The following is an 11832-nucleotide window of genomic DNA, read 5'->3' on the forward strand; positions in this document are numbered from 1 at the left end:
GGGCGGGCCTGAACGAACAAAGGGGACTGATTTATTTTTTTGGAAAATCAGTCTCCTTTTTAACCCCTCATTTTCGCTATTTCTCTCGACCGCTTATCTAGAGTACTCCTCCATGCTGCTAGCCTCTCAATATCCGCATCCAATTCGTCAGGATCTGGTATTGGAAGCCTTCCCACGGGAGTTGCCGCGTCGTGTTCGAACTTGGAGCTTTTGGACATGCCGCCTTCTACCTCCCGATAATCATCGTCGGTGACGACAACCGATTTCAGGCGCTGTGTCGATACTCCCTCGCCGAATCTTTGGACTGCCCCGTTCAGAAGCACCTCTTCAACACATCTTTCCCAAGCTAAGCGCAAACGACCGTAGCAAGCAGAAGTCAAGCGACGAAGTTCATCTTCGTCTCCGCTCTTCTGCGCGTTGCGAATCTCCACCAACTCCTGTCGAAGCCTTGCAAGCCGATCTTTGGTACCAATGACGTCAAATGGCAGATCATGCGAGTGCACGCCATATCCTTCCGCTGTGCGACGAATATAGTTCTTGGTCAATTGGGCCCCTAGCTCCTCAACTTTTTGCTCCAAAATACAAAGAAAGTAGATGTCGTGAGTGAAGATAATCACCTGTCGGTTTAGCGCTTCTAAAGCTAAGCGCTCTGCGACTTCCCAGCGACGTCGGTGATCTAGCGATGACACTGGATCATCCAAGACTATTCCACCACGCCCTTTGCCAAGTTTGATCTCCGCAAGGAAGGATGCAATTGCAATAGCTCGCTGCTCCCCTTCACTGAGAATGGCCGCAGGCGTACCTCCGCCGGGCAATTGCAAAACAAGCTTGAATTGAGTCCTGCCCCCAGGAGACTCTGGCTTCATCACAATCTGAAGCTGATGCACTTTAAGGCGTTTGAGTTCGTCGTTGAGAGCGTCTGCCAATTCCTGGCTGGCGGTCGTCCGCGAAAGTTCGGTGGATTTTCTGGAAATGGCCCGAGTATCAAAACCATCAATGCACAATTGAAGCTTACGACCTGCCTCATGCTTGGCAATCGCTTCCAAAACAGCGTTCTTGATCTCCCCCAGACGTATCCGTGCATCAAGCTCTCGCTTCTCCGCCGTCATCTGAGCCCGAATCTTTTCGTCAGCCGTTGCGTCCAGCGCTTTAGACTGATTCAGTAAGCCTTCAATTACAGCGGCTAAACCGGGGCATGGGTCATTCGATAGTGCCAATACCTCTTCCCACTTAAGCTCACCCGCAGCGGCTTGAAGAATCGAAGCCCGCCGGGTGTTGAGGCATGTTTGCATCGACGAACAGACAGCAGCGAGCTCGGGATCAAGCTCGGTTAACTCTTCCACAAGTCCATCACGAAACATAACGTCTAGTGCCGCCTTTTGGACTGCCCTGTAGGCCGTGGCTGCGGTATCGCGAGCCTCCTTCGCGTCCTTTTCGGCAGCTTGTTTAATGAACGTATCAAAACGAATTAGGTTCGCAACACCTTCTTTACCAAGCTGGTTTTGGCAGAGAGGACATGCAGAATCTTGAGGTATCTCTGGAAACTCATGGCTTGGATAACTCACTTGTGCGAAAACTCTGGCAGCGTCAAACAGCGCCTTCCATTCTTCACCTCCAGTGCCAGTAAGTTGACCTGGGGTTTGTTTGAACTCTTGCGCTGCCAGCTCTGCCGCAGCTTTTGCAGTTTTCGAGATTTCAATAAGCTCTCTAAGCTGGCCTACCGTTCTTTCGTCAACCAATGCAATCGCTGCCACCAAGCGATCATTTAAGCCGGAGAAACGCGTTACCTTTTGGCGCAACGCTTGTGCTTTTTGCTTCGGATCTGCTTCGGCGAGGGTTTGAGTCAAAAGCGACAATTGATCCAGCTCAACTTGAGTAAGCGCGGCAAGAGTCTCTATTTGCTCAGGGAGCGTAGTACTCGGGATACCGAGTAATGCGGCAGCGACCTGAGTTTGATCTTTCGTAAGGGCGACATACGATGCATCAGTCGGAGCATTCGCTGCCTTCTCCTGAGTGGCACGCGCCTTAAGCTTATTACATACGCCGGCCATCCCCTCCAAGATATCCAGACCGTATGGCGCATAAGCAAAGTCACCATGGTTATCAATGTAAGCACGAGCGCAATGAGTATCAAAGATGGCAATGTCCGAAAGCGGCTCGGGAGCGACGGCTCCGTATTGCCAGAAAAGATCGGTTGTCACACCGTCGATTACGGTTTCAAAGATTGCCTGGGCGACACCAGCAGTCTTTGGGTCTAGGTTGGCGTTTGGGAGAATTGGCTCGCGCCGGTCCCTGGCACGGCATGCATGTTTGAACACCCTCGAGTAACCCGATTTTCCCGCGCCGTTCTCGCCGTAAATTACGGTCAAACCAGTCAAGGAAATGGGAACATTTCCCCCGTTGGCTAAAGCATTTACGTTAACAAGTTGCTTGATCGCAGCAACTTGCACTGACCGTGCTGGATCGTTTGGCTGGGCTATCAATGCGTCTTCAAGCTTCTTGGGTTTTCGCCCCTCAGTATCCGGGATTCCAGATTCGGCCTTGGCCAACGCATAAAGGTCGTCAAGATCGGCAGCATTGAGAATGCGATCCTGGTAGAGGCGAGCAATCGCATCTTGCTGCCACGCAGGCAGTCCATTAGACCACGCATGGATTTCCTGAATGATCGTCACCCACCTACTCCTTGGCACCACACCGATGAATAAAAAGCAGACATTTGCCTTCAGTATGTCTAGCAGACAAAAGTAAATCAGGAAGTAGTCAGCAAAATAAATTTAGAATTCCCCCCGCATTTGTGGAAATAGAAACGAAGCGGCCGCTTTGGTCTACCCCCACACAAACATTCTTTACTCAGCCATTCTCTTCATGTGCCGTGTCGTTTGTACCGACAACACAGAAGGTATTTTCCGACTGAAACATCGCAATCGCTTCCTTAGAACTCACCAATCACGGCCTCACCAACCTCGGCATATCCACCCCCTCCCCCAACCTCTCCACCCCCAACCGCACCCTCTCCCCCCCCTGCTCAATCACCACCCCATCCCCCTCCACCGCCACCAACTTCACCCCAGGCCCCACCCTCTCCCCCTGCAAAAAACTCCTCGGCGGTCCATCGTTCAAACTCAAAATCGCCACCGCCCCGCGACTCCCCGCCATCACCCCGCTCACTTTGATGTCCACCGGCGCCGTCTGGTTGGAAAACCACTGCAACGCCGGGCTGTCACTGCGTGCCGCGAGCATTTGTGGGGGTGCTGGTGGGGTGTGGGATTCGGCGCTGGTCAGGAGCAGCGACGACCAGGTCGCGACGCCGACCAGGGCGGCGAGCAGTGCGAGGGCCTGGACGGTTTGCGGGGGGGATATGCGGGTGGTGAGCATCATGGGCTGAATCTCCTTTTTGTCCCTGCTGACAGGCTACGCGGCAATTCTCACGGTTTTATTTCACACGTCTTACATGTTGGCCGTGCAGGATGTTTTTTTGGGACGGGGCTGGACGCAAAGGAGCGCGCAACCGATGAAGGTGGGCAAGCAACAGGGCTTTACGCTGATCGAGTTGATGGTGGTGCTGGTGATCATCGGGATCGCCAGTGCGGCGATCAGTCTGAGTATCAAGCCGGATCCGCTGCAGTTGCTGCGCAAGGATGCCGAGCGGGTGGCGCAGTTGCTGCAGGTGGCGCAGGCGGAGGCGCGGGCGGATGGTCGGCCGATTGTTTGGGTGAGTGATGGCAAGGGCTTTCGGTTCAGTCGGAGCAGTGACAGTGGTCGTGGTTTTGAGCATTTCAAGGATGATCCGCAGTTGCGGCCGCGCACCTGGCAGAGTCCGAAGCTGGAGGTACGGGTAGAGCCGAAGCAGAAGGTTGTACTTAACGCCGAGTGGATCAATCCGCCGCTGCAATTGACCCTGTCTGATGGGCTCAATCGGCTGAGTGTGCTGCGCGATGCCAGTGGAAGGATCAGTGTGCAATGAACGCTCAACGGGGCTTTACCCTGATCGAGGTGATGGTCGCGATTCTGCTGATGGCGGTGGTCAGTTTGATTGCGTGGCGCGGGCTGGACAGTGTGACGCGGGCGGACAGTCATTTGCAGGCGAGCAGTGAGCAGAGCGACAGTTTGTTGCGGGCGTTGAATCAGTTGCAGCGTGATGTGGAGATGCGTGCGGGGATTGAATTGACTGAGCCGAAGAAGGTTGGCGTGGATGATGAGCCGCCGAGTGCACCGCCTGCGCTGACGGTGCGGAGCAGTGATAGCAAGGGGTTTCGGCTGGATGTCATTCGCCGTGCGGCGGATCAGCCTGGGGCTTTGCAGCGGGTGCGTTGGTGGGTCAAGGGGGATACGTTGTATCGGGCGGTGGCTGAGGCGCGGGGTCGGTATCCGTTGCCGGCGCCGACTGGCGGGGTGGCGGTGTTGCAGGGGGTGAGTGATGTGCAGGTGCGGGTTTGGGAGGTGGATAAGGGTTGGCGGCAGTTGAGTGGGAATCGGCGGGAGGATCCGTTGGGGTTGGAGGTTCGGTTGACGCGGGAGACGGCGCAGGGGGTGGAGCGGTATCGGCAGGTGATGGGGCCGCTGCAATAATTTGGATTACTGAGGTCCCTGTGGGAGCTGGCTTGCCAGCGATGGGGTATTCACATCCAACATCTCATTGCCTGACATGCCGCTATCGCTGGCAAGCCAGCTCCCACAGGGTTTTATAGTGTTTGTGAGTGTTGGGTTGGATTAGCTGAGGACGACGACGCCGCCGGGTAGTTCGGTGCATTTGACGCCGTAGGCGTCGCGGATCAGCAGGGCGACGCCGGCGAGTTGGTCGAGGCTGAAGCGGGCCTGGACGCGGCGTTGGCCGAGTTCGCGGTTGAGCAGCAGCAACATGCCAGGGCGGTAGCGGTTGATCTCGTCGATCATCTGGCTGAGGGTTGCGCCGTTGAATACCAGTACCTGTTGGCGCCAGTTCATTACTGCGGCGGTGTCGACGCTTTGTACTGCGCCCACTTGCTGCGCGTCGTAGGTCAGTTGTTCACCGGGCTGCAGACGCAGGCTGCGGCCATCGACATTAACGTCCACCGAACCATCGAGGCACGTCACGCACACTTGCTGATCGGTGTTACGCAAATTGAACCGCGCCTGACTGGCCCGCAACCACCCTCCCCCGGCCTGCATCGTCAATGGTAGCCGTGCGGTCTGCACTTCGACTTCACCACTGACCAGTTCGAATCCCTGCACGCCATCGTCGCCAGCGCGCTGGTTGATGCGGGTCTGGGTGTTGAGTTCCAGGCGCACGCCGTCGGCTGGTTCGAGGCGCTTCTGCTGGCCGACTTCGGTGATGTAATCGGCGCCGAGCCCTTCAAAGCCACCCGGAATCGTCCCGCGCACCAGCAAAAACGCCGCCGATGCCGCGATGGCACCACCGAGAAACGCGCGCCGTCCAAAACGCCGAGGCGATTGCAGCATTTCAGCGGCAGGCTGCAGGTTATGCCATAACACCTTGGCCTCTTCGAAAGCGCGGGCATGTTCGGCGCTTTGCGCGCACCAGTCGCGCAAGGCGCGGGCGTCGGCCACGGTGGCGCGGCCGGAGGTCAGCAGGACCAACCAGTCGTGGGCTTCACTGTGCAGATTGTCGGCCGCCGATGGCTTGGCAGGTGTCAGTCGAAAGATGTTCAAACGCGCAGATTCTCAACGAATTGATCGGGCACTATTCAGAAGACGGTTTTCCGGCCCCGCGACCGAACCGCTGAAACACTTTTCTTTCCAGTTTCGCCGCGCAGAAGCCCAATGCAGCTTTGATTTCCTTCTCGACCATGCGTGTGGAGATGCCGAAGCGCTGGGAAATTTCCAGGTGCGGCGCCTCTTCCAGACGCGCCGCGATGAAGATTCTGCGACGCCGCGCGGGCAGCTCATAGAGGGCGCTGAGCAGCGACTGGATTTCCTTTTGCCCACCGACCACCCGCGCCGGGTCCAGCGCCTCGTCGCCGATTTGCAGCAGCTCTTCGACTTCCTCGCCGGTGAGCAGGCGCGCATCGGCCTGACGGCGGTCGGCGGCAATGTTCAGGGCCATGCGATAGAGGTAGGCGTTGGGCCGCAGCAGGTTCGGCGGCGTCTCCATGCGGTCGACCCGCAGGTAGGTTTCGTGCAGCACGTCGTTGGCCAGGTCTTCCGAGCCGAGACGGCGTCGCAAGCGCACCCGAAAGTCCTCGTAGGACGTCAGGAACAGCTGGACCATCGAACCTTGTCCGGTGTCTTTCATCCCCCGGAAACTCCTTCCCATTTGGTGCATTCCATGCGTTTCCCTGACGACTCCGGTAACAACAGCAACGTGACCGGCTGACGCAACGCGCTGGGCGTCGGCCGGTCGATCCTGAGATTGCGAAAGCTCTCTACCAGCGCGGTATCGCGCCGTACATCTCCGGTGGTGGTGACCAACCAGTTGTGCTGCACCACGCCGTCGCGCCCGACCCAGACCTGCAACACCGCGCGATAGCTGCCTGGACGGGTCAGCGGCGAACCGCACAGGTTGCGCTCGATCGCCGCTTGCACCGCGGTGGCGTAGCTGCGACTGACGGCGGCGCTGGCTGGGGTGGTTTTGTCCGGGGCCGACGGCACGTCCTCGACCTGCGCCACTTGTAGAGTGAACGCGTCATCGCGGGCATAACGCGCCATCAGCCCGCTGCCGCCGAGCAAACGGCGCAGCGCATCGGCAGCGGTGTATTCGCCATCGACCGCCAACGAGCGCCGGCCACGACTCAACTGGCTGTCGACCAGCACCGCAACGCCCGTGGCGTGGCTGTACTGATCCAGCGCCCGGGCCAGGTCTTGCGCCGGGATGTGCAGCGTCATGCGCATATCGGCCGGCACCGGTTCGGCTGTCGCCGCACCGCTGAACCAGCCAAGCAGCAGCCCCAGACTCACCCGGCGCACGAGAGTCGCTGAACGCTGAAGACCGTCCCTGGAACTGCCTCGCTGCACGGCTGACGTACCCCTGAAAACCGTCATCCTGATGGCTGTTTATGAATCTGGTGTGACGGGCGGTGCAAAAAAACCATCACGGGATTCGCCCAAGGCTTGCACTAGACTGCAATCAGAGAACGGCCGCTTCGGGCCGGCCAGGAGGCTTGCATGAAATCACTGTGGAAATTCGCCCTCGGCGGGCTGCTGCTGAGCGCCTTCGCCAGTGCCCACGCCGAGCAGCCGCTGGGCTGTGTGGAGGTGACGGTGGGTGGCTACAAGGCGCCGAATTACGATTGTTTGAGTCAGCAGATGGGTAACAACCCCGAGGGTGCTGCGGCTGCGCAGAAGAATCAGGAGGCGCTGAATGTGCCGGTGAACAAACGGCCACCGAATCAGGTTGGCCTCGCAACCCCGGCCGCAACTGGAACACGCATGGGCAACACCTTCGGCACCTCAGTCAAACCACAACGCCCACCAAACTGAAGACCAAACTTTGTGGCGAGGGAGCTTGCTCCCGCTGGGGTGCGCAGCGCCCCCAAACCTGCCGAACCGGTTTTGACTGACAGACCGCATGCAAAGGTTTTGCGACTGCTGCGCAGCCGAGCGGGAGCAAGCTCCCTCGCCACAGGGTTATGTGCACGTCAGTCGCTGGGGGTCTGGCGGAAGCTTACTGCAAGGCGATTCCAGCTGTTGATGGTGGTGACGGCCATGGTCAAATCCACCAGCTCCGCCTCACTGAATTGCGCTTTGGCCATCTGGTAAACATCATCCGGCACATGACTCTCGGCCAACAGCGTCACCGCCTCGGCCCAGCCCAGTGCGGCGCGTTCACGGGAGTTAAAGAAGCCGCTGTCGCGCCACACCGCGATCGCATACAAGCGCCGATCACTCTCCCCGGCCCGCCGCGCGTCCACCGAATGCATGTCGGTGCAGAACGCGCAGCCGTTGAGCTGCGAGGCGCGAATCCTGATCAGTTGCAACAGCGGCGCCTCGATGCTCAGGTCGCTGGTCAGCGCCTCCATGGCGATCATCGCTTTCATCGCCTTGGGCGATGCGTTGTAGTAGTCCAGACGCGGGGACATGGGCAGGTCTCGGGAAGCGGAATGATGAGTTCACGGTAAGCGCAGAGCTGCCGGCGTTACAGCCCCAATTCCACGGAAAACCGCTACACCACTGCCCCCCGGCCAAACACACAACCTTGTAGGAGTGAGCCTGCTCGCGATAGCGGTCATTCAGTCACCGCCATGTTGGATGTGCCGACCTCATCGCGAGCAGGCTCACTCCTACAAGGGGGGATGGTGACCAATTTCGGGTTTTTGTGCTGCGCAACTTCTGCCAATCACCCAACAGCGTTAATCTGGCCGACACTTCAATTCGCCCCCCCGGAGCCGCGTCGGTATGGAACTTCACGTCGTGATCAATGGCCGCAAGGACCTCGCCGGCCAGCTATACAACCAGCTGCGCGGCGCCATCGAGTCCGGGCGTCTGGCCGCCGGCACGCAGTTGCCGCCCAGCCGTCTGCTGGCCGAGCAACTGGGGATCTCGCGCAAGACCATTTCCGACACCTACGCGCAACTGACTTACGAAAGTTTCCTCACCGGGGTGATCGGCAAAGGCACGTACGTCAACGCCCGCCCGGCGCAGATCCAGCGCAAGCAAAGCCACACCGAACTGGCCAGCGCCGAGGTGATCGAGCGTTGGCGCAACCTGCCGGTGTTCTTGCGCCACCCGTCGCTGGAAGGTTCGCTGCGCTATGACTTCATCGGCGGCGCCACCAGCAAGGGCCAGTTCCCGCATGACGACTGGCGCCGCTGCGTGTCGCACGCGATGCGCCAGATGGCCGGCTCCAAAGGTTTCTACAGCGTGCCCGAAGGTCTGCCGGCGCTACGCAATGCGATTGCCCGGCACATCGCGTTTTCGCGCGGGATCAACTGTCAGGACGAGGACATCGTGGTGTGCAACGGCGCGCAACAGGCGCTGGACCTGATCACCCGCGTGCTGATCAGCCCTGGCAGTCGGGTGGCGATGGAAGACCCGGGTTATCCGCCAGCGCGCCTGCTGTTCGGCACCCACGGCGCCGAGGTGGTCGGAATCCCGGTGGATGCCGAGGGAATCGTGGTCGAGCAGATTCCCGAGGGCACGCGGATGATTTACGTCACCCCGTCGCACCAGTTCCCGCTGGGCATGCCGATGAGCCAGGCGCGCCGCGAGGCCTTGCTCGCCCGCGCTTATGAGCTGGGGGCGATCATCATCGAGGACGATTATGACAGCGAATTCCGCTACGAAGGGCGGCCTACGGACTCTCTGTTCAGCCTTGATCAGCGCGGCATCGTGGCCTACGTCGGCACCTTCTCCAAGACCTTGCTGCCGGAGCTGCGTCTGGGTTACGCGATCCTGCCGCCGGCGATTCTCGAAGCGGTGATCCGCGCCAAACAACTCACCGATCTGCACGCCTCGACCCTGCCGCAATGGGCGCTGGCCAAGTTTATCGCCGAAGGTTGCCTGCTCAAGCACATCCGCCGTTGCCATACGATTTACGCCCAGCGCCGTGAACGGATTCTGGCACGCATGGCCGGTGATCTTTCGCCGTGGCTGGAGGCGATTCCGCCCAGTGCCGGGTTCCACATGGCGGTGCTGTGCAAGGTGCCGATCGACCTGCCGCTGGTGATCGAACTGGCGAAAAAAGTCGAGGTCGGGCTGTATTCCATCGACATTTTCCATTATCAACTGCCGGTGAAGAGCGGCCTGTACTTCGGCTTCGGCGCCATTGAAACCCTCGACATCGACACCGCTCTGGATCGCCTGCGCGACATTCTGCAACAAGTGGCGTGAATGATTGGTCTGGGCGATTAACCGCCGATTGGTTATTGGTGATCAGCAGGTGCAGGCCTATTCTGCATTGGCGTTATCCCTCAATGAGCAGGATTCGTCCGGCCTGATTCAGGAGTGTGAGCAATGTCCAACGAAGTGATCAACACCGTCCAGGTGCGCGCCGCCGCCGGGCGTTCGGAAGAACTCGGTCGGCAGTTGCAGAAGATCGTCGACACCTTGCGCCAGACACCGGGTTGCGACGCCTACATGGTCGACCGCTGCCCCGAGGACAGCCAGCGCTGGACGGTGAGTGCACGCTGGCAGTCGGAAGCGGCAATGCAGGCGCACTTCAACCGGCCCGAGGCGCAGGGGTTTATAGACCTGATTGATAGCCGCTTGGCCAATAGTGTGGATTTCAACAGCTTCCCCATCGTCTGACCGGACGCCTTCGCGAGCAAGCCCGCTCCCACATTGGAATGCGATCAACTGTGGGAGCGAGCTTGCTCGCGAAGGCGTATTCAGCCGCATCGACGAACGATCGATTGGTCACCCGATCTTCCCGAATATTGGCCGTTTGAATACCCCACCCCGCAGACTACTGTGGTCACCACCCCTCCCCAACTGGTGATCGAACATGAAAGCCCTGCACCTCTTCACCGCCGTTCTCGCCCTGTCCATGTCTGCCGCCGCCCTGGCTCACGACCCATCCGAGAAAGTCACCGTCCTGCAAGACCAGATGCTGAAGAACGCCCCCGGCAAGAAAGCCATGATGATCGAAGTCGACTACAAACCCGGCCAGTCCTCGATCGCCCACAAACACGACGGCACCGCCATGGCTTACGTGCTCGAAGGCGAAGTGATTTCCCAGGTCAAGGGCGAACAGCCGATCACCTACAAGAAAGGCCAGTTCTGGTACGAACCGGCCGGCTCCGAACACCTGGTGTCAAAAAACGCCAGCAACAGCAAACCGGCGAAGTTGCTGGTGTTCATGGTGTTGGCCCCGGACGAGCAAGTACTGATCCCCTTGAAAAACTGATGGTTGTTGGCACAGCCATAAATAAAAAGGCGCAAAACACTGTTTTGCGCCTTTTTATTTCCCGAGGCAATTAACCGATTCGCCTTAAAGCCAATAAAACTAATGCATCGCCACAACTCGAAAAATTGTCAGCTTATTTACAGGTTGGCGGGTTTAGTCTGAATCAACTGTCGTGCGCCCGTCACCCACAGCCGCGACAACGCTGACTTTCCGACTGAAGTTGCTTCACGGGAGACTCATCATGAAACTTGCTTTTGCCAGTACCTTGGCGATATCGGTTTTAGCCTTGTCCGCCTGTTCCGTACCCACCGCGCCGAAAGCGGTGTCGTCCCTCGATACCCTGTTCACCCAACCGGTCGGCCGCAGCAGCGCCGCCCAGGTGCAAAGCGGTCCCGGCGTGTCACTGGGCGTGGTCTACAGCCCGAGTACCCAGACCAACCGCGAATACCTGCGTGACTATCAGGCCAACGCCGGCACCGGTTTCGGCCAGAGCCTGCTGGTGCAGCCGATCCACGACGCCTACGTCAACACCTCGAAACCGGACATGGCCGTGGACTGGGTCAAGGCCTCGCTGCAACGGCAGTTCGGCTCGGTTACGGTGTACCCGGACATGCAGAGCCTGCGCGCGGCGCATCCCGATGTGGTGGCGATCGTCGACGCCCACAGCCAGTTGATTACCTCGCGCAGCTCCGACATTAAGGCCGATGTCAGCGCGGATTTTTATGATGCGAAGTTGAATTACATCGGCACGGCGAAAGGTTCGGAGGCCAAAGAACTGACACCGGTTTGGGCGGACTTCAAACGTTCGGAAGAGATCGTCGCTGATATTAATCAACAGCAGGATGTGCAAGTGCGGGCGCTGCAGAAGTTTGATCAGTCGCTGAGTAATTTATTGACCAGACCGACAGATAAAGTGTCGATGCTGGATAACAAACAAGCACATAAGTTGTATTGATAGTCAGGCCCTCATCGCGAGCAGGCTCACTCCTACAGGGGGAAAACGCATTCCAACTGTAGGAGTGAGCCTGCTCGCGATAAGGCCGGAACAAACA

13 protein-coding genes are annotated in these 11832 nt (G+C 58.7%); 7 read left to right on the plus strand and 6 right to left on the minus strand.

Features of this window, described 5'->3' with window-relative positions:
- Positions 1–59: 59 nt before the first annotated feature.
- Entirely contained in the window at positions 60–2672 is a 2613-nt protein-coding gene (locus tag V3W27_RS05475) for an AAA family ATPase (protein WP_330206116.1), read from the minus strand.
- Positions 2673–2946: 274 nt separating this feature from the next.
- The gene (locus V3W27_RS05480) at positions 2947–3378 is read right to left on the minus strand and encodes a type II secretion system protein N (protein WP_330206117.1); all 432 of its coding nucleotides are present in this window, start codon (positions 3376–3378) and stop codon (positions 2947–2949) included.
- Positions 3379–3511: 133 nt separating this feature from the next.
- Between V3W27_RS05480 and V3W27_RS05485 the strand changes: the two genes are divergently transcribed.
- On the plus strand, positions 3512–3964 hold the full coding sequence (locus V3W27_RS05485; protein WP_330206118.1) for a GspH/FimT family pseudopilin: 453 nt from the start codon (positions 3512–3514) through the stop codon (positions 3962–3964).
- Positions 3961–4569, plus strand: a complete 609-nt coding sequence (locus V3W27_RS05490) for a prepilin-type N-terminal cleavage/methylation domain-containing protein (RefSeq protein ID WP_330206119.1) — start codon at positions 3961–3963, stop codon at positions 4567–4569. The genes V3W27_RS05485 and V3W27_RS05490 overlap by 4 nt, the downstream gene beginning before the upstream one ends.
- A 141-nt stretch (positions 4570–4710) precedes the next feature.
- On the opposite strand, the gene V3W27_RS05495 is transcribed toward V3W27_RS05490, so the two are convergent.
- Genes V3W27_RS05495 through V3W27_RS05505 form a run of 3 tightly spaced genes read right to left on the minus strand, consistent with a single transcriptional unit; the run spans position 4711 to position 6894 of the window.
- A complete protein-coding gene (locus V3W27_RS05495) occupies positions 4711–5649 on the minus strand; it encodes a FecR family protein (RefSeq protein ID WP_330206120.1) in 939 nt (312 codons plus the stop codon).
- Between the two features lie 31 nt (positions 5650–5680).
- Entirely contained in the window at positions 5681–6232 is a 552-nt protein-coding gene (locus tag V3W27_RS05500) for an RNA polymerase sigma factor (RefSeq protein ID WP_027613107.1), read from the minus strand.
- Complete coding sequence (locus V3W27_RS05505; protein ID WP_330206121.1) at positions 6229–6894, minus strand: STN domain-containing protein; 666 nt, start codon at positions 6892–6894, stop codon at positions 6229–6231. Before V3W27_RS05505 ends, V3W27_RS05500 begins: the two co-directional genes overlap by 4 nt.
- Before the next feature lie 207 nt (positions 6895–7101).
- Between V3W27_RS05505 and V3W27_RS05510 the strand changes: the two genes are divergently transcribed.
- Complete coding sequence (locus tag V3W27_RS05510) at positions 7102–7416, plus strand: hypothetical protein (RefSeq protein ID WP_247269023.1); 315 nt, start codon at positions 7102–7104, stop codon at positions 7414–7416.
- A gap of 158 nt (positions 7417–7574) precedes the next feature.
- Here the strand turns inward: V3W27_RS05510 and V3W27_RS05515 are convergent, their stop codons facing one another.
- Complete coding sequence (locus V3W27_RS05515; RefSeq protein ID WP_330206122.1) at positions 7575–8015, minus strand: carboxymuconolactone decarboxylase family protein; 441 nt, start codon at positions 8013–8015, stop codon at positions 7575–7577.
- A 316-nt stretch (positions 8016–8331) separates the two neighbouring features.
- Here V3W27_RS05515 and pdxR point away from each other — a divergent pair, with 316 nt between their 5' ends.
- The 4 genes from pdxR (at position 8332) to V3W27_RS05535 (ending at position 11735) form a co-directional block, all read left to right on the plus strand.
- Complete coding sequence (gene pdxR, locus V3W27_RS05520; RefSeq protein ID WP_330206123.1) at positions 8332–9765, plus strand: MocR-like pyridoxine biosynthesis transcription factor PdxR; 1434 nt, start codon at positions 8332–8334, stop codon at positions 9763–9765.
- A 123-nt stretch (positions 9766–9888) separates the two neighbouring features.
- Entirely contained in the window at positions 9889–10182 is a 294-nt protein-coding gene (locus V3W27_RS05525; protein WP_003225668.1) for a putative quinol monooxygenase, read from the plus strand.
- 196 nt (positions 10183–10378) lie between these two features.
- Entirely contained in the window at positions 10379–10780 is a 402-nt protein-coding gene (locus V3W27_RS05530) for a cupin domain-containing protein (protein WP_115989607.1), read from the plus strand.
- Between the two features lie 241 nt (positions 10781–11021).
- Complete coding sequence (locus tag V3W27_RS05535) at positions 11022–11735, plus strand: ATPase (RefSeq protein ID WP_330206124.1); 714 nt, start codon at positions 11022–11024, stop codon at positions 11733–11735.
- Positions 11736–11832 lie beyond the last annotated feature (97 nt).

Origin of the sequence: Pseudomonas sp. AM14(2022) (assembly GCF_036346455.1) — a bacterium.
In the GTDB taxonomy this organism is placed as follows: domain Bacteria; phylum Pseudomonadota; class Gammaproteobacteria; order Pseudomonadales; family Pseudomonadaceae; genus Aquipseudomonas; species Aquipseudomonas putida_A.